The sequence below is a fragment of the Catellatospora sp. NPDC049133 genome, assembly GCF_040648455.1.
Classification (GTDB): domain Bacteria; phylum Actinomycetota; class Actinomycetes; order Mycobacteriales; family Micromonosporaceae; genus Catellatospora; species Catellatospora aurea.
Genome location: NZ_JBEZDT010000017.1, coordinates 19368 through 42133, shown reverse-complemented (window position 1 = coordinate 42133; position 22766 = coordinate 19368). Strand labels below are relative to the sequence as shown.

Below are 22766 nucleotides of genomic sequence, written 5' to 3'. Positions count from 1 at the left end.
CAGCCGCCGGCACGGTACGGAGACACCGCCCGACGGCAGCTCCGGTCAGATGCCCGTCCGCTGCCACCCGCCGCGCAGGCGTTCGAGCAGCAGACGTCCGAGTGTTCCGAGAAAGGCAAGGAACAGCAGGCAGCCGACCACCACCAGCACCCACGCGAACCGGGCCGGGTAGGTGATGATCCTCGCCGCGCCGTCGGTCACGACGACCGGCTGCTCGCACCTGATGCTGGCGTCTGCCCTTGCCGTCAGGTCGAGCCCGGAGACACCCGCCCACGCCCCCGTGTCGCGGGACATCTCGACGAACGTCGTCGTCGCACCGTCGGTCAGCTCGCAGGTCGTGCCGGACGCCTCGCTGTGCAGGAAGACCGTTCCCTCGCTCCACGCATACGGCGCGCCTGCGGCCAGTTCGGTCCCGGTCCGACGGGCGAGGGCCGTCAGCGCGCACGAGGCGATGAACACGACCACGAACATGACGAACAGGCGAGTCGCCCGCCTGCTCAGCTTGTCGGCGATGAGCCGTTCAGGCAGCAGACCACCGGCACCGTCGGTCATCGCGATCCGTCCTGTTCGATTGCCGTGCGGATGGCCCTGCCGTAGTCGAACCTCTTCGCCTTCTCCAGGTTCGCCAGCAGGAATGGAGCGTACGCCGACGAGGCGGCCAGCTCACGTGCGGTCACCGTGCCGTCCGCGAGCTGCCGTCCGATCTCCCGGGCCGTCGGATCCGTGCTGCGGGTCAGCGCCTCGGCCGTGAACCGCCTGCGGTGCCGCGGGTCGCTCACCTGCTCGGCGACTCGGGTCTCCAGATAGCGGGCGACGCTCTCCCTGCGGGCTTCGACATCGTGCGGGCGGTCGTCGGTCATCGGTTCGCTCCTTGAGCCGCCGCCGGCACGGCGGGTACCCGTTCGGTCATCCGCTCCGGCAGCACGCCTGCGATCTTGACGTCCGAGCCGTACCTGTCGACGACGACCTCGACCTTCTGCATCGTGCTGATCAGGTCGTTCATGCGTTTCATCGCCTGGATGACGTCGGCGATCGCCAGCGCGCCGAACACCACCGGACCGACACCGGTCTCCGCGGTCGCGACCCCCAGCGCGACGAAGGTGGCGGCATCGATGACGTCCAGCAGCAGCAGCTCGCAGATCTCTTCGAGTTCCTTGACCTCTTCGCAGACGTCGCGGTAAGCGTCGCGGCACACGCCCAGCGGCTGGTCGGCGATCTCCAGCGCCCTGCCGAGGTCGCGCAGCTGCAGCCAGGCCGCGTCGGCGGCGTTGCCCTGCCAGCACGCGTTGACGCGGATCTCGGCCCACTGCGTGTTGGACGCCAGGTCGGCCGTCGCCCTGCGCAGGTTCTCCAGCGCGTCGCTGCACGCCCGCATGCCCGACCAGTTGCCGACCAGGTAGTTCGAGATCATGTCGAGCGGATCGTAGACCCGGTCGGCCACGCCGAGCTGGACGGCGATCCAGTTCGCGCCCATGACCAGGTCCCGGCAGATGCCGGCGGGGCTGACGAGGTCGCTCCACTCGGGTTCGTGCGGCCACTGCGGCAGGTAGTCGGGCACGGGCGCGAGGCGATCGGCCGGTTCGAGGAGCTCCGGTTGGGACGCCTGCACGACGTCGAGCCGCAGCGCCGGGTACCGGCCGGCGGTGTGGTCGTAGGTCATCGCAGGCAGCTGCGCGTCCAGCCCGGCGGCGGTCGCCAGATCCGTGTCGTGGTACATCACCAGCGACTCGCGCACGGAGCGTGCCAGCTGATCGGCCCGCACGGCGACGGCGGTGTAGAAGGACGCCACGTCTGCCCGCGCCTGCGCGTGATCACCGCGTACGCGGTTGAGGACACCCGGGCCCCAGGGGAAGTCAAAGGCCTGTCCGGCGTAGTCGTTGCACCGGCGGGCGTCTTCGGCGAGCCGGTCCAGCATCTCGGGCACCTCGTACAGCGCCTTCATGTCGACAGCGAACGTCACGGCGGCCTCCCCCAAGGCATGGACGACGGTGAGCGTACAGAAGGTCGTCAAAGGTGTCGATCGGATGCCGCGCCGAAGGTGTGATCGTCGGGCTACGCGCCACTCTTCGGCAGCCGCAGGCATCCACTCGTCCGGCGATGACGGTCCACATGACATGGACAATGAGTTCGACAATGGTCACTGTATCCGTGCGGGGAGGGTGGGGACCATGGACGGTGCGGGTCTGGACCGGTTGACGCTCGTGGCGACGTCGGCGTGGATCGTCCCGGTGGCGGGTTCGGCGGACGAGGGCATGCCCGCCGACGACGTGCGGGCCGCCAGGCACCCGCTGGCAGCACAGCGGGGGCTGCTGGACCGGCTGCTGGACCGCGCCGGCGGCACCCTGCCGGGCCAGGCGTGGATCCGCCGGGACACGCTGTCGGCCGAGGGCGAGTGGCAGGTGGGCGAGTTCGTGCCGGGCCTGGACTCCCCACCGCTCGTCGACGAGCTGAACGGCAGCCTGGAGGACACGCTGCGGACCGTGTCCGGCGACGGCGCAGGCACCGGAGCCGGCGGCGACGGTCTGCACGCGGTGATCGGCAGGTTCCGCTACCGGATCTTCATCGACCGGTCGCGGTTCGAAGCCCTCGTCGAGGACCTGGTGCTGTCGGCGGAGCTGCAACGCGTCGACCTGCACCCGGAGATCCGGTACGTGTCCTTCGACTTCCGGCTCTACCAGACCCGCGACAAGCTGCGCTGGCACATCAGCGTGCTGGTGGACACGCACCTGCCGCAGGCGCCGGGCAACCGCCCCGCCGAGTTGACCAACGACACGACGGCGGGCCTGCGCTGGAACGGCGGGCAGCGCTTGGCGTACGCCAAGGCGGCACGGGCCGCCGAAGCGCTGCTCGGCGAGTACTTCGAGCACGCCACCTTCCGGGTGCACGACCGCCTGTACCTGCAGGCGGACTTCTGGCTGGTGCGGCCGGACGGGCCATGGCGCGACCCGGAGCACTACCTCACCGGCGACGACGCGCTGCCCGCGATGGCCCGCGAGATCGTGTTCGCCGGCGACGTCCGTGACGACTCGGTGTCAGCGGCCGTGCTCAACGGCGAGTTCCTGACCGTGCGGCGGGTCGGCCGGAAGGCGACACCGGACCGGCTGCACTTCTCACCGCTGTACGTGATCGTCGTCGGGCCCGCCGCGCCCGACGACAGCCCGCGGCGGGAACGGGACGCGCTGGTCATGGTCACGAAACTGGCCGATCTGGAGGCCCGCACCGGCGACCTGCTCGACCACGTGCAGCACGACCTCTATGTGTGGCGCAACCACCTGGAGGTCTACCACCTGGTGGCCACGAGCGGGGCGCGCCTGTGGGACGGGCTGGCCGCCCAGCTGCCCATCCGCCGCGCCCGGGGCCTGGCGCAGGTGCACGCGACGATGGAACTCATGCACCAGGTGCTGCTGCAGGGCATCGCCGACCTGGCCCACCTGGCGACCCTGACGCACGCGCTGCGGGCCCGGGTCAACGCGACGGCCGCCGAACTGGAGGACAGGTACGACGATGCGATCACCGAACGGGCCGTCGACAGCCACCCGTCGGGCATCCGGGCGTCGCTGGCGCAGACCGGCCTCATCCGCCGCCTGATCCGCAGTGTGGACGAGGTCGCCGAGCAGGCGACGCTCGTGCAGCGGACGTACGGCGACCTGCTGGAGGCGATCACGAAGGCGTTCGACGAGCGGCGTGTGCGCGAGGCCGACGCGATGCAGCGCGCCAGCGCCTCCTTCGCGATCATCATCGCGCTGGTCGGCGTGGTCACCGTGCTGGACGCGACGCTGGACCTGAAGCTGCGCGGATTCGACGTGCTGGCCCGGCAGGCCGCCGGCGCCGGCGACTTCAGCATCGTGATCGGGCTGGTGCTCATGGTGTCCGCGGTCTACATGACCGTACGCATGCTCAGGCTGGGCAGGCTCGGCTCGCGCGCGTTCCGCCGCCGCTACCACGGGCGGCGCCCGATGCGGTCGGGTCTGCTGGAGTTCCTGGGCGACAGCTCGACCGAGACGCTGGAGTCGATGCGCGACGACCCGGCGGCCGCCGGCGGATGGGAGGCCACGGACGCGGACCTGTCCCGGCGGCTGGCCCTGCTGTGGGACCAGGCCGGCAGCCTCACCGAGGTGCGCGCCCAGGGAATCCTGGCGCGGGCCGGCGGGCCGGTCGCGACCGTCGTCAAGTGGGTCCGCGGACAGAGCGACGACCTGCACGCCCTGGCCCGGCGCATCGAACGCTGGTGCCTGCACGGACTGCTGGTCACCGAACGCGCCCGCCGCCTGTACCGCTACCGGCTGCCGCTGCTGACCCTGGTGTACCGGTGCCTGTCGCGGCTGGACGGCTCGTTCTTCCAGGACCGGGTCGTCACGCTGGCCGCCGACGTCAACGTGGTCGCGCCGGCGGAACTGGAGCGGGTGCTGCAGGACCTCGGGATGGGCCGGGAGGCCGCCCGGGAGATCGACCACGAGCTGCTGGCCTCGCGGCCGCGCACGGCCGTCGACGCGCTCGCCAGGGCACAGGAGCTGCTGGAGCGGGCCGCCACGGCGACCCGGCCCGGTGGTGTGCCGGACCCGCGCCTGCCCGAGCCCGGCCCGGTCCCGGACCCGGCCTCGACCTGAGCCGCGGCACCCCGACCCGGGGCGGCGCGGTCGGCCTGCTCCGCGCGCGACATCACCCGGCCACAGCCGTCAGCGCTGCCCGGCAGGCGCGCAGGAGGCGCTCGTCGTCGACGACCTGGGCCGAGCCGTAGCCGCCTTCGACGGCGTTGTGCCTGCGCACCCGGCTCAGTTCGGCTTCGATCAGCGGCTCGGCATCGGCAGCGGCTCGTCCCATCTCCGACCACACCCGCGCGATCGCGGTACGGGTATGCGGGTTGGCGTCCCAGACACCTTCGAGCACCGGTGTGACGGCCGAGGTCTCGCCGACGGCCTGCCACAGGGCCCGTGCCGCACCCAGCCGGAGCCAGCCGTAAGGATCCTTGCGACGCAGCAGCTTGCGAAGCCGCCCCGCATACGGGGCTGCCTGAGGCCCCAACCGGCCGAGACCGTCCACGGCAGCGCGCTGTTCGTACACATCCCCGGTGAGGAACCTGTCGTAGACGGCCAACGCCCCTGCGGCATCACCTCCGACGGCATGCAGCGCTTCGGCAGCCGCGGCGGCCACCAGCCGGTCGGAGGCTGCGACCTGTTCGCGGAGCCAGGGCATGGCCGAAGCCGCGGCCGGACCGACGGCGGTGAGGGCCCTGACCACTGCCGAGCTCGCCGGCAGCTTCAACAGGTCAGGGACCGCGTCGGCGGCGGCCGGGCCCATCGCGGCGAGCGCGTGCGCGAGGTCGTCGCGCCGTTCGTCGTCGCGCAGCTTGCGAAGCCGCCGGCGGATGACCGGCACGAGTTGGGCGGCCTCATCGCCGTATCCGGCGATGAGCTGCCCGACGTCGCGCGGCATCTGATCACGTTCGAGCACCCACTGCAGCATCGGCAACGCCCGCAGGTCACCGGCGCCGGCCAGCGCCCTCAACGCCGGTCCCACGGTCGGCAGACCCTGCGGCCATTCCACCACCCACGGCAGCTGGCCGGTCCTCCTCGCATGGTGGGCCACCCGTAGCGACTGGGAGAGGCCCGCGAACAGCGGGTCGGCTGCCGGGCGCGCCAGCTCGCCCAGATTCTCCAGAACCTGCGTGGCCCGGGGCCGCAAACCAGGGTGGTCGTCGTGCAGCCGGTCACCGATCAATGCCACGATCTGGCCGTACGATCCGCGCCATCCGTCGATGAGGTTGCCCGCCGGGAACACGGCGTCGATGCGGCGCTCCCAGTCCGACGAGGCCAGCAACGCCGACAGCAGGGCGACGCGGTCATCGACCCGGTCGGCCAGACCATTGCTGATCGCGCGTACCAGCTGGTCCGCCTGCGGCGCGCGGCGTCCGGCGGCGGAGGCCTCGCGCAGACGCCGTATCGATCCGAGGAGGGTGCCGGTCGTGAATCCGGCCGGATCGGCGACCGGCGTTTCCTGCGTGTACACGGCGTCGAGCAGCTCCAGCGCCGTCTGCACCCGCACCGGGGGCAAGCCGGGCTGCGCGGGAAGCCGCGCCGATGCGGCGAGCGCGGTGATCCGCACCTGCACGTCCTCGTCGCGGGCGAGCAGGTCGGCGATCCACACGCCGGTCGCCTGCGTGGCAGTGCCCCGTTTGGCGAATTCCGCAACGGCTTCGACGATCGCCACCCGTACCCGCGGGTCTTCTTCCATCACGAACCGCGCCCGCAGCAGGTCGACGCAGTCCGTCGCCTGCTCGGCGCAGACCGGCAGCACGGCGGGCACAGCGGCACGGACCTGCGGGTCGGGGTCGTGGGCCAGTGCCGACCACAAGGGATAGCCGGCCGCGACGGATTGCCGTGCCCGCCGGTACAGGCCGGTGCGGGGTTCGGGATCGTCCGCGCCGCCGATGCTCGCCAGCAGTCCGACCACTTCGGCCCGGCCCGGCCGGCCGGCGTCCGCGGCGATGCGCAGCAGGAACGGGATCACCTCGATGGTGCAGGCGTACACGTCGCCCTGGTGGTGGATGCCCCCGTACATCGCGTCGAGCGCGGTCTCCCGAACCGCGGGGTCGGCGTCGGCCAGGTCGCGCAGCAGCTCGGGCACCTCCGCCGCCGGACCGTACGCGTGCCGCATCCGGCTCCAGCGCACCTCGTCGACCCCGGCGAGCAGCTCCCCCACGTCCATCACGCGAGGATCATGCCGAACGCCACCGACACTCGGCCAAGCGTTGCCTTACTGTGCGGCGCTATGTACTGTAGCTCGCATGGTAGATGGCCCCGTCGGGCAGTTGCCGAAGCTGGAACAGGACCTGCGCAAAGGCGTGCTGGTCCTGGCAGTGCTGTCGCAACTGCGCACCCAGCAGTACGGCTACTCGCTACGCCAGGCACTGGCCGAACGCGGTATGCCGATCGAGGAAGGCACCCTCTACCCGCTCCTGCGGCGCCTGGAAAGCCAGGGACTGCTCGCCTCCGTGTGGCAGGCCGACGACGGCCCCCCGCGCCGCTACTACACGCTCAGCGCACATGGCGCCGAGATCTACCGCGAGCTGACCGGAGCCTGGCGGTCGCTGACGTCGGTCATGGACCTCCTAGTGGACGAGAAGGGCTGACATGGACCCCAAGGCCGTCATCGAGACATACGTCGGCGACGTCGTGCGCCACCTGCCGCGCCGCCAGCGCCACGACGTGGGCTTCGAGCTCCGCTCCCTGCTGAACGAGGACCTCGACGGGCGCGCCGCCGACAGCGGCCGGCCCGCCGACACCGCCATGGCCCTGGAGCTGCTCACCGCGTTCGGGCACCCGCAGGAGGTCGCCGACCGCTACCGGCCCGCCGGCTTCACCGTCATCCGCCCTGCCGACGCGCCGCGGTTCGCCCGGCTGGCACTGGGCGGCCTGGCCCTGCAATGGGCGATCACGCTGCCCGCAGCCCTCACCGGCCCGGTCCAGGCCGACGGCTGGATCTACGCCGACACCTGGTGGGGGCGGTTGACCGCCTGGTGGCTCAGCTGGGGACTGGGCTCGTTCTGGTGGCCCGGCTTCCTGATCACCCTTACGCTGATCAGCTCCGCGCTCGGCCGGCACCGCACCGAGGCCAAGCCGTGGACACCACGGCGCACCGTGGACCGCGACCACGCCAGCCGACCGGCGATCGTGCTCGGGCTCGCCGCCGGCGCGGCCGGCGCCACCCTCATGATCGCGCTGCCCTGGCTCGCCGTCTGGGCCCCCGGCCTGCCGCAGCCGCTGCTCGACGCGTTCACCTTCGATCAGCAGTTCCTGCTCCAGCGGGCAGCATGGGTGCTGCCGATGTGGGCCGCGGGCTTCGGCGTGCTCATAGCCGTGCTGATCGCCGGGCGCTGGGACAGACGCACCCGGCGCGTCAGCCTGTTCCTGAATCTGGGCTGGCTCGTACTGCTGAGCTGGTGGCTCGCGGCCGGACCCGTCTTCGTCGCCGAGGCCGCCGACGGCGCCGCCAAGTTCGGGCTCCTGCTGGTCGTCGTGTTCGTCGTCGTCGACATCGCGATCACCCTGCGCCGCACCTCCGCCGCGATTCGGCCGCCCGTGGTGCAGGCCTGACCGATCAGCCGGCCTGCAGGCGCAGCACCTTCAGCGCCTTGCCGGACCGGCGGCGAGGCCGGACGGATCCGGTCACCTGATCTGGTTCGAGTGGTCCGCGGTGCACTTGTTGAGCCGCTGGATCGGATCGTTCGGCGCGGCCACGGCCGTGAACACCGTCGCCACGCACACCTCGTCGATCCCGCGCAGGAACAGCCCGTCGAACCCCTGCTGCTCCGCCCACGGGGCCACCACGTTCGACTTGTTGGGCTTGGTCGAGCGGCGCAACTCCTCGGCCAGCGACTGGTGCTGGGCCACGCTGAGGCTGGGGATCCGCTGGGCCAGGTTCTGCGGGTCGATGGTTTCGATGGAGGTCACGGGCAGGAGGTTCTTGCCGGTCAGGTCCACTTTGAACACGAACTCGCCGTAGCCGGCCGCCCGGCACTGGCAGAAGGCGAAGTAGTTGCCCTGGCCGTAGCTCTTGCCGTAGCCACCGGGCGCCGCCGGGTTGAAGCGGCGGCCGGCGGCGATCTGCGCGGCGGCACCGGCATCGGTGCCGTGGAACCAGGCGATGTCCTCCCAGGGCCGCCACGGGCCCGGGAACACCTGGTCGCCGAACGGGTTGCTGTTCGGGACGATGAATTGGATGTCGCAGCTCGGCAGGTTGACGACGGCGACGTTGGCGAGCGGGTTGGGCAGCATCACGGCCTCCGGTCTCGGGTGGATGTGCCGCGACCGTAGCCAGTGCCGACGTGGCCGGTCGATACACACGTCCTGTTCTCGGCACTGTGTATCAGGACGGCGTCGGCCTCCTCGTCTCTCCCGGAACGGCCGACAGCGTCGTGCTCCGACGCCCACCCGCGTGGAGGCGGCACCCACCGGTCGGTGGACGCCGCCCGTTTCAGGGCTCGGTCGGGCCGGTGCGCGCCTACCGTTAGGTGATGTCGCACTCCTTGACCTTGCAGTTGCTGTCGTTCCAGCCTTCGCCCAGGTAGGAAGGCTCGCTGCCCTTGGGCACGCCCTTGTACCTGCCGCACACGGTCGCGCTGGAGCTGTTGATCAGGGTGACCCGGGTGATGGTCGCGATGTCACCCCAGTTGCCGTCGATGCCGGCGACCATGTCGATGTCGTCCAGGATCGCATCATCGATCTTGACATTGCGCTGGTACGAGCTGGAGCAGTTGCCACAGGCCCGGTGCACGAGCAGGCAACGGCTCACCCGGCCAGCGCCGAGCTCGCGGCACTGGCCTGGAACGCCCGGCGGCTCACCAGCGCCCAGCTCTCCGACCTGGTCCACCTGCTGGAGGACACCAGGCGGCTGCGGCCGGCCACCTCCTCATCGGACGATGGCGGCCAGGACCGTTGGACCGTCGTCGCTTCACCTGGCCGCCGCGACGGAAGTCCTGACCTCGGCAGTCTCCGGCACCGCGCCACTCGGCAGGCGGCGCATGGTGATCGGGCCGGCCACGGCGATCGCCGCCGCCAGCACGGCGGGGACCATCAGCGCGACCGTGAGATCGGCGGCGTCGGCGATGTATCCGATCGCGGCCGGACCCAGCAGCATGCCGGTCGAACCGGAGATCGAGATCAGCGCGATGTCCGACGGCGAGCCACCGGCTTGGCCCATGGCACTGAACAGCACCGGAACGATCAGCGCGATTCCGCAACCGGCGAGCAGCCACCCGGCCCACGCCAGGGCGAGGCCGCCGACCGCGCCGGAGGCCAGCACGAGGGCGTAGCCCGCGGTGGCGAGGGTTCCTGCGCCGAGCAAGGCCGGTCCGGGGCCGAGCCTGGCCCGGATCGGGTCGCCGAGCAGGCGGAACACCGTCATGGCGCAGGCGAACACCGTGTACGACAGCGGCGCGAGCGCGTCGTCGGCGTCCAGCACGCGGGCGGCGTGCAGGTTGGCCCAGTCGACGGCGCCGGACTCGATCAGGTGGCCGCCCAGACCCAGCACGAAGATCGCCCCGAGCATGATCACGCCGAGGCGGCCGGCCCTGGCCGGGGCGGCGCTGTCGCCGTCGGCCCGGCCCGGGGGCGCCAGCAGCGGTCGGGTGAAGGCGGCGAACGCGGCGGTGCAGGCCAGCGCGGCGATCACCAGGATCGACTGGTTGCCGAGCCCGAGGGTGAGGCCGAGGGAGGTGAGCGCGCCGGCGGCGGCACCGCCGAGGCTCCAGAACCCGTGGAAGGACGAGACGATCGGCCGCTGGTAGTGGCGTTCGAGTTCGACGGAGTGGGCGTTGAGGCCCACCTCGACGAAACCGACGCCGACGCCGTAGAGCGCTGCGCAGACCAGCAGCGTCCGGTAGTCGGGTGCGAGCGCCGGGGCGATGAGGACCAGCTGGGTGGCGGGGCCGGTCCAGCGCAGCAGGCCGCGGGTGGTGATCCGATCGGCGATCTTCCCGGCGACGATCATGGAGGCCAGGCCGACGACCTGGATGAGCAGGAGCAGTGTGCCGAGGCGGGCGGCGCCGAGCCCGAGCCGGTGGTCGACGGAGGGCAGGGCGGCAGCCCAGGCGCCCATCACGAACCCGGAAGTCGCGAAGGTGCCGAAGACGCCGCCGCGGGCTCGGCGCAGGGCGGTGGTGTCGGAACGCATGGATGTCCTTCGCGAGTCGATGATTTTGTACGCGCCAAGAACTTAACAGCGCGCGCCACCGAAGTCGAGACTTATGTCCTCGACGTGCACAAATTCGGTGGGCAGGTGATAATGCCTGGCATGCCGCAGCTGCAGACCAGCGCCGACCTCCGCGTCCACAACCAGGCCCGGCTCCTGCGCGCCGTCCACGACGCCGACGAGCCGCTCACCCGCGCCGGCGCCGCCCGGCTGCTCGGCATCGGCCGCAACACCGCCGCCGCGCTGGTCGGTGAACTCCAGGCGGCCGAACTCCTGCACGAGATCCCCGCCGAGGCCGCCGGCCGAGGCCGGCCGACCAGCCTGCTCCTGCCCCACCCGCACGGACCCGTCGCTTTCGCCGCCGACATCCGCGAAGACACCTGGACCCTGGCGCAACTCGAACTCGGCGGAGAACTGACCACGCTCGACAGCGGCGAACACGACCGCACCCCCGCGGTGTTCGGCACGCTCCGCGCAGCCACCCGCCGACACGCCACCGGTCGGCTCGCCTGCCTCGGCATCGCCATCGCCGGCCCGATCCGCGACCAGCGCCACCTGCACATCTCCCACCTCGGCTGGGACGACGTGGATCTACGCGCCCACCTCAGCGGCGACTGGCCCCCGACCGTCGTCGACAACGACGCCCGGCTCGCGGGCCTGGCCGAGGCCCGCCGGGGAGCGCTGCGCTCCACCGGGACCGCCCTGCACTTTCACATCGATTTCGACATCGGCGGGACCCTGCTGCTGGGCGGGGACGCCCAGCGCGGCGCGCACAACGTGGCGGGCGAGTTCGGACACATGCCGCTCACCGGTTCGGACCTGCGGTGCATGTGCGGCGTGCGCGGATGCTGGAGCCTCGACGTGGGAACCAACGCGCTGCTGCGCCGCTTCGGCAAAGAACCCGGCTACGGTGCCGGCAGGCAGCTCGGACAAGAGATCCTGGCCCGAGCCGAGGACGGCGACGCCGAGGCCGGCCGGGCCGTCGACGACAACGCCGCTGCCCTGGGCCGCGGGCTCGGCGCGCTGGCCAACGCGCTCGACCCCGAGGCGATCACCCTGTCCGGGCTCGGCGTGGACCTGATCCGGCTACGGCGCGACCTCATCGAACAGTCCTGCGCCGAAGGGCTGATGGCGTTCCGGCGCGCCGACCCGCCCCGAATCCTCGCCGCGACCGTCGGCGAGATCGGACCGCTGCGCGGCGCGGCCGAGATCGCCTTCGACACGATCCTGCAACCCGAGTGGATCCGCGCCCGAATCTGAGCACCCGGCCGGGAGGTCCGCATACTTCCTGGTCGCCATCGGCATGCACATCCGTGCGCGCGACCTTTTCGTCAACGCCTCCGGCATGGTCCTGCTCAGCACCGGTGTCTTCGCGTACACGTTCGGCTGAGTCTGTGCGGCACCGACGGCCGAAGCTCCGTTCCCGCTGCCGGAGCAGTAGAAACGGAGCTTCAGGTCCACACCCGAGCACGTCCGGGTCAGCGGCGAAGGCGGCGGCTCACGACCGTGACGGCCGCAGCTGCCCCGGCGTGATGTAGTCGATCCAGACCACGTACCCGTCGTCGAGACGGAACGCGAGCCGCGCCCCCGCGGGCACCCGCACCGGCACCGTCGCCGTGGCCCAGGCGGTCGCCGAACCCTGGTTGGGCAGCGCCACCGTCGTGGCCGCGACCCCGTCGACCAGCGCGGAGTTCTGCGCACCAGGTGCTCCCGAATATCGCAGTGCAGACACCGGAGCCCCGCAGGATGCCCGCGGGGCTGCCACGGCGGCCGAGACCAGACGTCGTCGACCGCCGCGGTACGGCGTCCATCTCACGGCCCGGGGCGGCGACCGGACAATCCTCTGCGCAACGTCGACCTGCCCAACCCGATCTGCTCTGGGCTAAGTCGCTGTCAGCAGATCGCCTTGGCGCACCGCGCCCCCGGGCCTGATCGTGGAGAACGAACAGCCCGAGGAACAGGAGCGCACACATGGGTGTCACCGCCACGCTGGACGACGAATTCAGCAAAAGACTGCTGCACGAGCGCATCATCGTGCTCGGATCCGACGTCGAGGACGAGATCGCCAACCGGATATGCGCCCAGCTGCTGGCGCTGTCCGCCGAAGACCCCCGCCGCGACGTCGCGCTGTACCTGAACTCGCGGGGCGGGTCCGTGCTCGCGGGGCTGGCCGTGTACGACATGATGCGGCTCATCCCCAACGATGTGATCACCGTGGCGATGGGGCTGGCCGGGAGCATGGCGCAGTTCCTGCTGTGCGCCGGAACGCCAGGCAAGCGGTTCGCGCTGCCGAGCGCGCAGATCCTCATGCACCAGGGCTCGGCCGGCCTGGGCGGCACCGCCGCCGACGTGGAGATCTACGCGGGGCAGCTGGACCGGATCAGCAACCTGATGAGCGCGCTGACCGCCGAGCACACCGGCCGACCGGTGGCCGACATCGTCGAGGACGGGCAGCGTGACCGCTGGTTCAGCGCGCAGGAGGCGCTCGCCTACGGGATGGTCGATCACATCGTCGAACGCCTCGACGACATCCGCCCGCGCGTGGTCAAGCAGCGGATGGGGGTGTAAGCGGTGGGCCAGTACACGATTCCCACGGTCGTCGAGCGGACCTCGCGCGGCGAGCGCGCCTTCGACATCTACTCCCGGCTGCTGTCGGAGCGGATCATCTTCCTGGGCACGGAGATCACCGACGACGTCGCCAACGTGATCATCGCGCAGCTGCTGCATCTGCAGTCCGAGAGTCCCGACCAGGACATCGAGTTCTACATCAACTCGCGGGGCGGTTCCTACAGCGCGCTGACCGCGATCTACGACACGATGCAGTACGTGCGGCCGGACGTCGCCACCCTGTGCATCGGGCAGGCGTCCTCGGCTGCGGCGGTGCTGCTGGCGGCGGGGACGGCCGGCAAGCGCTCGGTGCTGCGCCACGCCAAGGTCGTCCTGCATCAGCCGTCGACCGAGGAGGGCTCGTTCGACGTGGCGCAGGGCACGCTGCCGGATCTGGCGATCCGGGCGCGCGACGTGTCCCGGGTGCGGGCCGAGATGGACGACATCCTCAGCCGGCACACCGGGCACCCCACGCAGAAGATCCGGCACGACCTCGACCGGCACAAGACGTTCAGCGCCACCGAAGCCGTCGCGTACGGCCTGGCCGATCAGGTCATCTCCACCGTGAAGACGACGCCGGAAGCTTAGGCGGCCAGGGCGTAGGCGTCGCCGGCTCGCCGGGCCGGCGGCGCCGCGACGTCGAACTGTCCCGCGGCCATCCGCCGGACCGGGAGCACCGTGGTCGCGGTGCTGCTCGCCGAGATGTGGAAGGCGACGGCGACGAGCAGGTCCGACAGGTCGATGCCCAGCGCCGCGCACAACGCCGCGAGCACCTCGGAGGAGACCTCCTTGAGACCGCGCTCGACCTCGGACAGGTACGGCATCGAGATCCGCGCCGCCAGCGCGACCTCGGCCAGCGTACGGCCCTGTTCGAGGCGCAGGCGCCGCAGTGATTCGCCCAGCGCCGAGCGCAACAGCACCCGACGCGGAGCCGCCTGGGCGCGAGCCCGCTCCGCCGGATTCGACATGGCTCCTTTATAGCCAGGCCCGCGCCTGCCCGACAGCCCAGTTCGCTACCGGCAGAGCCATGGGCCGGAGCACGGCGCGATCCTGGTAGCCTCGTGATCATGTCGGTTCTGGTCGCGTTCTCCGTCTCACCGGTCGGCGCCGGGGAGGACGTCGGCGCACTGGTCGCCGAGGCGGTCCGGGTGGTCCGCGCCTCCGGCCTGCCCAACCGCACCGACGCCATGTTCACCACCGTCGAGGGCGAGTCCTGGGACGAGGTGATGGCCGTGATCAAGGCCGCCACCGAGGCCGTCAAGGCGAAGTCGCCACGCGTGGGCCTCGTGCTGAAACTGGACTGGCGCGACGGCGTCAGCGGCGCGCTGCACACCAAGGTCGCCACCGTCGAACGCCACCTCGCCGAGGACTGACGGCCTGCCGTCCGGCTCGGCTGAGCCACCCGGCAGGCCGTCGGACGAGCGGTCAGGCCTGGGTGCGCTGCCAGTGCTGATGGGTGCCGGTGCCGCAGGTCCACTGGACCGCCTGGGCGCCGTCGGTGGTGGCAGCGTTGAGCACGTCCAGGCACTTGCCGCTGTGGCGGGCGACGAGCTGGGAGTATCCGCCGCCGACGTCCTGGACGCGCCAGTGCTGGTTGGTGCCGGTGCCGCAGGTCCACTGCACCACGCGCACCCCGTCGGCCGTGGCGCTCGCACCGCCGTACACGTCGAGGCACTTGCCGCTGTTGACGCTGACGACCTGGTAGTAGCCGCTGCCGGCGTCGCGGAACTGCCACCGCTGGTTGGACTGCCCGTTGGCGGCCCACTGGACGGCGTTCGCACCGTCGGTGAGGGCGGCGTTGTAGACGTCGAGCAGCTTGCCGCTGTGCCGTGCGGTCAGCGTGTAGGTGGGGGTCGGCGGCGGCGTCGGCGTGGTGGTCTGTGTCGCGATGCGGTAGAGGCCGGAGCCGTGGGCGGGCAGGGAGCGGGTGAAGGTGCCGGTGGCCGTGCCCAGGTTCGCGCCGGACCACAGGTCGGTGACGGTGGCCGAACCGACGCCGAGCTCGGCGAGGTTGGCCGTCACGGTGGCCGTCGCGCCTTCGCGGTTGAACAGGGCCAGGTAGCGGTGGTTGGTGCCGGGCACGTCGGCGGCCCAGACCTGCCGGGTGCCCGCGGTGATCTGGCGGTTGTTGGTGCTGTTCTGGTCGACGGCGAGCACCGCGGCGTTGGTCATGAGCGCGAGTTCGGCGGCCCGGTTCTCGACCAGGTTGCCTCCCCACATCAGCGGCGCCCGGTTGACGACCCACAGGGTCATGAGGGTGCGCTGCTCGTCGGCGGTCAGGCCGGAGTAGCGCGGTGAGCCGACCGGCCCGTACTTGGACAGCCGACCGATCGGGATCATGTCCGGGTCGGGCCAGGCTCCGGTGGCGCGGTACGGCGTCCACGCGCGCAGCGGGTCGAAGAGCGCGTCGAGTGCGGACCAGTTGTCCCACAGATCGTTGACGATGCGCCACATGTGCGCGTTGGCCTGCACGTGCGGGCCGCTGGCGACCGGCGTGGGACCGGGCGACAGGCTCAGCACCATCGGGCGGCCGCTGCGCTGGATCGCCAGCCGGTATCCGTCGACCTCGGCCTGCCGGTAGGTCGGTGCGGCGATGTCGTCGACTTTGACGAAGTCGACGCCCCAGCCTGCCAGCAGCTGGAACACCGAGTCCAGGTAGGCCTGTGCGCAGCTGTTGGACATGTCGAGGCCCCACATCAGGTTGAGCCAGGCCGCGGTGGTGCTGTTGTCGATCTGGTTGGCGCGGCAGCTCGTGCCGAGGACCGGCACGTTGTCGGCGACTGCTTGGCGGGGTATGCCGCGCATGAGGTGTACGCCGAACTTGAGGCCTTGGGCGTGCACGTAGTCGGCGAGTGGTTTGAAGCCGTTGGCGCCTGTCGCGGACGGGAATCGCGTGGTGTCGGGCAGCAGCCGGCCGTTGGCGTCCATGCGCAGGCGGGGTTGCAGGTTCGCGTCCTGGTTGGGGCTGTTGTTGTGCCGGCCCGGGTAGTACCACGCCCAGTCGATCACGATGTACTGCCAGCCGTGCTGGCGCAGGTTGTCGCGCATGTAGTCGGCGTTGGCCCGGACGTCGGCCTCGGTGACGCTCCAGTTGAACGCGTCGTAGCTGTTCCAGCCCATCGGCGGGGTGGACGCGACGCCGTTGTCCCACGCCAGGGCGCGCTCCTGCGGGTGGACCACGAGTCCTGCGGTGAGCAGCAGCGTCACCGCCGCCAGCACTGCCATGACCGGTCGGCGCCGCTTCGCCGGTCGGGTTCGAACACGGCTCATCAGACCCTCCACGAGGGGTTCGCGCGGCGAGAGCCTATCGGATTGCGTAAATGTTAGCGATAACATTCCGGATGTCAACCGCAGCCGACTTTGGCATTGCACTCAATGAATGGGAATGGTTCGATTGGTGCCTGGCTGGCAAGCTACGTCCAGAACGGGGAACTTCATGTCAAGGCGTACGGTCCTGCGTGTCGTCGTTTCTGCCGCACTTGTGATCACGTCGACGGTGGTGATCAGATCCCCGATCGCCCAAGCCGCCGCCGCCAACCCCGTCGTCGTCTGGGACACCAACGCCCAGCAGGCCATCTGGGACGTCGCGCAACAGCAGCCGAACGAGCAGGCGCGCAGCTTCGCGATGGTGCACGGGGCCGTCTACGACGCCGTCAACGCGATCGCGGGCACGCCGTACCGCCCATATCTCGGCGCACCGGCAGCCGACGGAACGGAGTCGACCGAAGCGGCCGTCGCGACCGCCGCGTACCAGGTGCTCGTCTCGTTGTTCCCAGGTCAGCTGGCAAGGCTTCAGGCCCAGTACGACGCCGCGCTGGCGGCCATCCCCGACAGCTCTCCCAAACAGCGCGGCGTATCGGTGGGGGCGCAGGCGGCGGCCGCGATGATCGCGGCACGTCGCAACGACGGCGCGTTCGGGTCGCAGACCTGGCAGGCGGGCACGCAGCCCGGCCAGTGGCGCCCGACACCGCCGACGTTCGCGTCGGCCGGCGCGTGGACAGGGCACGTCAGACCGTTCCTCCTCCCCAGCGCGTCCATGTTCCGCACCTCCGGACCACCCGCACTCACCAGCAGCGCCTACACCCGCGACTACAACGAGATCAAACGGCTCGGCGCGGTCGACAGCTCGGCACGCACCGCCGACCAGACCTCGGCCGCGATCTGGTGGCACGACCGGCGGCTCACCGAATGGGAGATCAAACGCCAGGTCGCGACCAGTCGAGGGCTGAACACGCTGCAGGCCGCGCGCATGTTCGCCATGGTCGACATGACCGAAGCCGACGCCCTCATCGCCTGCTACGCCGAGAAGGAGTACTGGAACTTCTGGCGGCCGGTGACAGCGGTCCAGCTCGGCGACACCGACGGCAACCGGGCGACCGCGGGCGACCCTGACTGGATGCCCCTGCTCGTCACACCGCCGTTCCCCGAGTACACCTCAGGCCACACCTGCTTCACGTCGGCGTCGATGGCGACCCTGGCGTACTTCTACCAGCGCGACGACATCTCCTTCAGCGCATACAGTCCCGCCGCCGACGCGACACGGCACTTCCCGAGCTTCTCGAAAGCCCTGGCCGAAGTCGTCGAAGCGCGCATCTGGGGCGGCGTGCACTTCCGCTCCGCCGACAACCAGGGTGTACGGATCGGGCTGTCCGTCTTCGCCTACATGGCCGCAGGAGACTTCTTCAAACCGGTCAGGCACCGGCCCTGACCCGACAGCCGCCCGAAACCGGTGGACCGGGGCCACCGCACGCCGCTAACCTGCTGCCCAGCCACATCGTCGAGCCAAGGACCGGCCGTTGTACACCCTGTGAGACCCACCGAGCACTGAACCTATCGCGCGTCACACCTGTGCGCTGCGCACCTTCCTGCTGCGGACTTCTCACGGAAACCGGTATATCTCCATGCTCCACAACCGGGCAGTCGTGCCCACGCACCTCCCGCTCGTCCCAGGCCATCGCCGCTCCTGCGCTTCAGGTCACTCGCGGACCGACAGCAAGTTCCGTGTCGACGTCGACCACAGGCTCCTCGACGCCTGGCTGCTTGCCCTGTGCACGGCCCGCCGGGACACGGCGACGCCCACGGTCCTGGAGCGGATCACGCTCTGGCTCCGCACGACCCGGGGCCCCGGACCAGCGGCACGACGCCTTCGATCCGACTGCCGCGCTGTCTGCGGGCCAGGCCGGGCGATATCGCACGCACATCGCCTCGGACTGGGGCGACGCTTGGCATGCCATCGGCGGATCGGACCGCTGTGAACCGATAGGCGACCGGCGTCGACGGTCCGACCGCTGTCTTCGCGGCCGGACCGTCGACGCCCGCGAGGCCCGGCCGACCCTGATCGCATGAGCGCCGCACGGTCAGTCGTGGCGGTGACGCACGATGTACCCGATATAGCGGATCGTGTCTGCGCGATCCTGCTCGCTGATGGAGTCCCACAGGTCCGCCAGCCAGTAGAGCGAGCCCGACAGCGGCCAGGCCCACCCGCGTACCCAGGTCGCCTCGTCGAACCCGAGCGCCTCCCGGTAGGCCGCCCGTGCACGGGCGTCGAACAGGCTCCAGCCCGGCCGCACCTCGACCGCCGGATCGCCCCGGCCGAGACCACCGAAGTCGATCACCCCGGTGAGCCTGCCCCGGTCGTCGACCAGCAGGTTGCCTTCCAGGAGATCACCGTGCAGCCACACCGGCGGTCCGGGCCACTCGCCCGCCGCCATCGCCTCGTCCCACGCCGCGGTCACCGCTCGCCCGTCGATCCGGTCACCCAGCACCCCGATCGACCAGCGGGTGACCTCGTCGCGCTGCGCCAGCGGCACACCGCGCTGGATCCCCTCCTTGAGCGGCCCGTCCATCGGCTCGATCGCGATCATCGCGCGCACGAATCCGGCGAGGTCGACAGCTAGTTCGACATGGTCCTGCCCGGCTCGCGGATTGCGCCCGTCCAGCCAGGGGACGACCGTCCACGGCCACGGGTAGTCCCCGCCCGGCCCGCCGGCCGCGATCGGCACGGGCACCGGCACCGGAAGGTGCGGCGCCAACCGCGGCAGCCACGCCGTGTCCGTCGCCACCTGCCCGACCGCCCATTCCGCCCGGGGCAGCCGCGCCGTCAGGGAATCGCCCAGCCGGAACAGCGCATTGTCGGTGCCGTTCAACGGCTGCGCGACGATCGGCAGGTCCGACCACTCGGGGAACTGCTCGTCGATCAGGGCGTGTACCTGCTCGACGGTGACGATGACCTCTCCAGGACGCATCGCGCGACCGTAGAACCCACTCGATCATCCCGTCAATCACGTTCGAAGCACGCCGCACCACGCGGCCGGATCGGCCACCTGTACGGCGGCGGCATCGAAGTCGCGGATCGTGGTGGCCGATGGCCCGGCGCGCCCTCGGCCGCCGAAGATCGAGCGGTCGCCCGTCGGAGGCGACAAGGTCCAGAGTTCGTCGGTGGCCTACTCTGACGCGATGCCTCATGCGTCTACCGGCGGTCGCGACTCGACTCGTGCGGTCTATCCCGGGACCTTCGATCCCTTCACACCAGGTCACTTCGACATCGTCGACCGGTCACGCCGCATGTTCGATCACGTCACCGTGCTGGTCGCCGTCAACGCCGACAAACGGCCGGACCAGACGACCGCCGCACGGGCGACGGAGGTCCAGCGCCTGCTTCCGGCGGACTGGTTGAACGTCTCGGTGGCCGCCTGGCACGGATTGACCGTGGAGTACTGCCGACACCACGGATGCGGTGTCATCGTGCGCGGCGTCAGGAACTCCACCGACTACCAGCGCGAGCACGAACTCGCCACGACGAACGAGGCGCTGGGAGTGAGCACGGTGTTCGTGCCCACCCGGCCGGAGCTGGCAGCGATGTCGTCCACCGCGCTGCGGGCACTGCGAACCTGAGCCACTCGCCTGGGCCGCGCCACGCCGCGAAGCTCCTGCGGTCGCACCGTCGTACCTGCCCACCAGACCCGCGGGCGCAGGGAACCCGAACACGCTCCTTTGGGCCGACCAGCTCGGCGGTCTGCCTGCGGAGCTTCGCCAGGTCGGCGAGCAGCGGACACTCCGCATCGGTGCTCGCCAGACGGAGATAGGTCCGGAAGCGACAGTCCGCCACCGCGGCAGCCTGCGCAGGCGGCAGCTCATCATCGAGCAGCCTGGCACCGCCCCCTTCATCCATCGTTGTCGGGTGCCGTGGCGGCTCGTTTTCCTGTTTACTGACTCCCCGACCGGGCTGTCAGCGTCCCCGGGTCTCCCAGACCGGATGCTGGGGCTCGTCGTTGTGCACGATGATGTCTACCTGGTCGGCCGGGCGGACCGCGGCGAAATACCACTGCTGGGAGGGGATGTATCGCTCGCGCCAGCGCCGTTCGACTTCGGCGCGAGACGACACCCCGCGTTCTCGGATCACGGCACGGTCGACGGTTCTGTCAAGCTCGGTCGACACGAACACGCGCAAGTCCCACCGATCGACGAGTTCCGGGCGCATGAGGAAGACGCCGTCGAAGACGAGCACGGCGTCGGCGGCGGCCTGCTCGACCGGCGGGGACAGCACGGTGTCCGCGGCGCGGTCGTAGACCGCGTGCTGGAAGCGCCGATCTCCACCTGGGCCGAGCGGATCGAGCAGAACCCGGTTCAGCGCGTCATGGTCATGGGTGTCGAAGTAACAGCCCTCGGCCGAGTACTCACCGCGCGGATAGCGCCGTGCCCGGGGGAAGACGAAGTCGTCGATCGTCGCGCGGATGACCTCGCGGCCCCGCTGCCGCAAGACGTCGGCCAGCTCGTCGGCGAGCGTGGTCTTGCCGGCGGCGGGCGGTCCGTCGATGGCGACCCGCGTCGGGTGTGCGGCCGTGACGGCCCCGACCGCCTCTGCCAGGCGGCCGAGCACGTCGTCGCGGGTGCTGTGGTCCATGTCCTGCCCGTCCTGATCTCGCGAAGGCCGCCGTGCCGAGCCGACCGTATGACCGTAACTCCATAGCTCACCGGTGGACATTGCACCGAGTGCTCGGATTCGGCGGCTGGTGCGAGACATGTCGAAATCCCTTCTTGAGTACGGCCGATCGATGGGACCTGCGCCGTGCTGTCGGGTATGCGAGATGCGCGCCCGGCGACAGTGGCTAAAAAACATCGTCGTACGTCGAATCAATCAGGAACTCGCGACGCGCGAATCAGCGAACTCACCAGTGCGGACCTCCGGCCCCATGGTCGGCACACTCCGCGCACGTGTGATGATCACAGCTTCGGCGGACCGTTCGAGCGTGAGGAGATCCCGGTGACCCCTGCCCGGCTCCGGGTCCTGTACGTCAGCGATCTGGCCTACCCGGCCCGCGGCCGCCGATACTGCGACGAGGACATCTACCTCACCTCCCGACTGCGGGAAGACTTCGACCTGGCGGTCTGCCATCCGCTCGACGCCCGCGCCCTGATGGACGGCTTCGACGTCGTCGCCGTACGCAACAGCGGCCCGGTCCTGTACTACCGCGCCGAACACGACGCGTTCCGGACCGCGGCCGCCGACGCCGGAGTCCGGGTGTTCACCGAGCTCACCGGCAAAGGCGACATGGCAGGCAAGCAGTACCTGCTCGACCTGTTCGCGGCCGGCCATCCGGTGATCCCGACCGTCGACCGGTTCGCCGACCTCGGCCGCCTGCCCGACACCGAGACGTACGTGGCCAAGCCGAAGTTCGGGGCGGACTCCGTCGGGCTGACCTTCGTGCCCCGCGCCGACCTGGACCGGCTCGACTACACCGACCTGCTGGTGCAGCCGCGCATCGACTTCCGGTACGAGGTGTCCTTCTACTTCGTCGGCCGCACGTTCCAGTACGCCCTGTACGCACCGCACCCGGACCAGCGGTGGGTCCTCGAACCCTACGAACCCGGCGACGACGACCTGGCCTTCGCGCAGCGTTTCGTCGACTGGAACGACGTCCGCCACGGCATCCAGCGCGTCGACGCCTGCCGCGCCCAGGACGGAACCCTGCTGCTCGTCGAGTTGGAGGACCTCAACCCGTACCTGTCACTCGACCGGATCAGTCCCGCGGTCCGGGACCGGTTCGTGCAGGCCATGAAGACGTCGCTGACCCAGCTCGCGACCGCACCCACCCCCTGACACACCCCCGCCGGGCGCCGCGTGTCACTCGACCGTCATCCCCTCGGTGACCTGCTCCAGCCCGGCGATGACGATCCGGTCGCCTTCGGCCAGGCCCTGCAGGATCTCCCGGCGGTCGTTGCCGACCGCCCCGGCCTCGACGAGTTGCAGGCGCGCGCCAGCCGCTGCTGGGCGAGGGGTGAGGAGATGACACCGAGGACGTCGCCTGCCTCGACCACCGAGCAGGATCGACGGTTCGGGCTCCCGCACGGCGCCGGCGGTCAGCGAGAGCGGCAGAGCCGCAGCGGTCAGGCCTAGAACAGCACGGCGGGCGGGGGTCGGGCGGATCATGATTGCATCATAGGGGCGATATGCACTATTAGTTCTTATT

At 70.6% G+C, this 22766-nt stretch carries 22 protein-coding genes and 1 pseudogene; 10 read left to right on the top strand and 13 right to left on the bottom strand.

All coding sequences use genetic code 11. The features are described from left to right. Positions 1-45 precede the first annotated feature (45 nt). Genes AB0B35_RS20340 through AB0B35_RS20330 form a run of 3 tightly spaced genes read right to left on the bottom strand, consistent with a single transcriptional unit; the run spans position 46 to position 1960 of the window. Entirely contained in the window at positions 46-552 is a 507-nt protein-coding gene (locus tag AB0B35_RS20340; protein ID WP_361047603.1) for a hypothetical protein, read from the bottom strand. Then, a complete protein-coding gene (locus tag AB0B35_RS20335; protein ID WP_361047599.1) occupies positions 549-860 on the bottom strand; it encodes a hypothetical protein in 312 nt (103 codons plus the stop codon). Before AB0B35_RS20335 ends, AB0B35_RS20340 begins: the two co-directional genes overlap by 4 nt. Next, on the bottom strand, positions 857-1960 hold the full coding sequence (locus AB0B35_RS20330) for a hypothetical protein (RefSeq protein ID WP_361047596.1): 1104 nt from the start codon (positions 1958-1960) through the stop codon (positions 857-859). Before AB0B35_RS20330 ends, AB0B35_RS20335 begins: the two co-directional genes overlap by 4 nt. Positions 1961-2168: 208 nt before the next feature. Between AB0B35_RS20330 and AB0B35_RS20325 the strand changes: the two genes are divergently transcribed. Beyond that, positions 2169-4607, top strand: a complete 2439-nt coding sequence (locus tag AB0B35_RS20325) for a hypothetical protein (RefSeq protein ID WP_361047594.1) — start codon at positions 2169-2171, stop codon at positions 4605-4607. 52 nt (positions 4608-4659) lie between these two features. Here the strand turns inward: AB0B35_RS20325 and AB0B35_RS20320 are convergent, their stop codons facing one another. Further along, positions 4660-6708, bottom strand: a complete 2049-nt coding sequence (locus tag AB0B35_RS20320; RefSeq protein ID WP_361047591.1) for a hypothetical protein — start codon at positions 6706-6708, stop codon at positions 4660-4662. Between the two features lie 76 nt (positions 6709-6784). On the opposite strand from AB0B35_RS20320, the gene AB0B35_RS20315 reads away from it, so the two are divergent. Further along, positions 6785-7129, top strand: a complete 345-nt coding sequence (locus tag AB0B35_RS20315) for a PadR family transcriptional regulator (RefSeq protein WP_360528150.1) — start codon at positions 6785-6787, stop codon at positions 7127-7129. A gap of 1 nt (position 7130) precedes the next feature. Further along, entirely contained in the window at positions 7131-8093 is a 963-nt protein-coding gene (locus AB0B35_RS20310; protein ID WP_361047588.1) for a hypothetical protein, read from the top strand. A 72-nt stretch (positions 8094-8165) separates the two neighbouring features. On the opposite strand, the gene AB0B35_RS20305 is transcribed toward AB0B35_RS20310, so the two are convergent. From AB0B35_RS20305 to AB0B35_RS20295, 3 genes are all read right to left on the bottom strand, one after another. Further along, the gene (locus AB0B35_RS20305) at positions 8166-8774 is read right to left on the bottom strand and encodes a hypothetical protein (protein ID WP_361047585.1); all 609 of its coding nucleotides are present in this window, start codon (positions 8772-8774) and stop codon (positions 8166-8168) included. Between the two features lie 232 nt (positions 8775-9006). Continuing rightward, positions 9007-9291, bottom strand: coding sequence for a pectate lyase (locus AB0B35_RS20300; protein WP_361047582.1), 285 nt, complete (start codon positions 9289-9291; stop codon positions 9007-9009). A gap of 159 nt (positions 9292-9450) precedes the next feature. Then, positions 9451-10671, bottom strand: coding sequence for an MFS transporter (locus tag AB0B35_RS20295; protein WP_361047579.1), 1221 nt, complete (start codon positions 10669-10671; stop codon positions 9451-9453). 120 nt (positions 10672-10791) lie between these two features. Here AB0B35_RS20295 and AB0B35_RS20290 point away from each other — a divergent pair, with 120 nt between their 5' ends. Next, complete coding sequence (locus AB0B35_RS20290) at positions 10792-11949, top strand: ROK family protein (protein ID WP_361047576.1); 1158 nt, start codon at positions 10792-10794, stop codon at positions 11947-11949. Positions 11950-12187: 238 nt separating this feature from the next. On the opposite strand, the gene AB0B35_RS20285 is transcribed toward AB0B35_RS20290, so the two are convergent. After that, complete coding sequence (locus AB0B35_RS20285) at positions 12188-12421, bottom strand: hypothetical protein (protein WP_361047573.1); 234 nt, start codon at positions 12419-12421, stop codon at positions 12188-12190. 239 nt (positions 12422-12660) lie between these two features. Between AB0B35_RS20285 and AB0B35_RS20280 the strand changes: the two genes are divergently transcribed. Both AB0B35_RS20280 and AB0B35_RS20275 read left to right on the top strand, forming a co-directional pair. Then, a complete protein-coding gene (locus AB0B35_RS20280; RefSeq protein ID WP_361047570.1) occupies positions 12661-13257 on the top strand; it encodes an ATP-dependent Clp protease proteolytic subunit in 597 nt (198 codons plus the stop codon). Between the two features lie 3 nt (positions 13258-13260). Beyond that, positions 13261-13884: an ATP-dependent Clp protease proteolytic subunit gene (locus AB0B35_RS20275; protein WP_361047569.1), complete on the top strand. Its 624-nt coding sequence runs from the start codon at positions 13261-13263 to the stop codon at positions 13882-13884. A gap of 134 nt (positions 13885-14018) precedes the next feature. Here the strand turns inward: AB0B35_RS20275 and AB0B35_RS20270 are convergent. Next, positions 14019-14264, bottom strand: a pseudogene (locus tag AB0B35_RS20270) (helix-turn-helix transcriptional regulator); the annotation flags it as partial. A 99-nt stretch (positions 14265-14363) separates the two neighbouring features. On the opposite strand from AB0B35_RS20270, the gene AB0B35_RS20265 reads away from it, so the two are divergent. Then, complete coding sequence (locus tag AB0B35_RS20265) at positions 14364-14669, top strand: thiamine-binding protein (protein WP_361047567.1); 306 nt, start codon at positions 14364-14366, stop codon at positions 14667-14669. A 52-nt stretch (positions 14670-14721) separates the two neighbouring features. Here AB0B35_RS20265 and AB0B35_RS20260 read toward each other — a convergent pair whose 3' ends face one another. After that, on the bottom strand, positions 14722-16566 hold the full coding sequence (locus AB0B35_RS20260; protein ID WP_361047565.1) for an alpha-galactosidase: 1845 nt from the start codon (positions 16564-16566) through the stop codon (positions 14722-14724). A gap of 226 nt (positions 16567-16792) precedes the next feature. Here AB0B35_RS20260 and AB0B35_RS20255 point away from each other — a divergent pair, with 226 nt between their 5' ends. Continuing rightward, positions 16793-18004, top strand: coding sequence for a vanadium-dependent haloperoxidase (locus AB0B35_RS20255; protein WP_361047562.1), 1212 nt, complete (start codon positions 16793-16795; stop codon positions 18002-18004). 649 nt (positions 18005-18653) lie between these two features. On the opposite strand, the gene AB0B35_RS20250 is transcribed toward AB0B35_RS20255, so the two are convergent. After that, complete coding sequence (locus AB0B35_RS20250; protein ID WP_361047560.1) at positions 18654-19541, bottom strand: aminoglycoside phosphotransferase family protein; 888 nt, start codon at positions 19539-19541, stop codon at positions 18654-18656. Positions 19542-19650: 109 nt separating this feature from the next. On the opposite strand from AB0B35_RS20250, the gene coaD reads away from it, so the two are divergent. Further along, entirely contained in the window at positions 19651-20190 is a 540-nt protein-coding gene (gene coaD / locus AB0B35_RS20245) for a pantetheine-phosphate adenylyltransferase (protein WP_361047557.1), read from the top strand. Positions 20191-20524: 334 nt separating this feature from the next. Here the strand turns inward: coaD and AB0B35_RS20240 are convergent, their stop codons facing one another. After that, positions 20525-21199, bottom strand: coding sequence for a cytidylate kinase family protein (locus AB0B35_RS20240; RefSeq protein WP_361047554.1), 675 nt, complete (start codon positions 21197-21199; stop codon positions 20525-20527). 360 nt (positions 21200-21559) lie between these two features. On the opposite strand from AB0B35_RS20240, the gene AB0B35_RS20235 reads away from it, so the two are divergent. Beyond that, entirely contained in the window at positions 21560-22396 is an 837-nt protein-coding gene (locus tag AB0B35_RS20235) for a hypothetical protein (protein ID WP_361047551.1), read from the top strand. Positions 22397-22420: 24 nt separating this feature from the next. Here the strand turns inward: AB0B35_RS20235 and AB0B35_RS20230 are convergent, their stop codons facing one another. Further along, positions 22421-22726, bottom strand: coding sequence for a hypothetical protein (locus tag AB0B35_RS20230; RefSeq protein ID WP_361047549.1), 306 nt, complete (start codon positions 22724-22726; stop codon positions 22421-22423). Positions 22727-22766 lie beyond the last annotated feature (40 nt).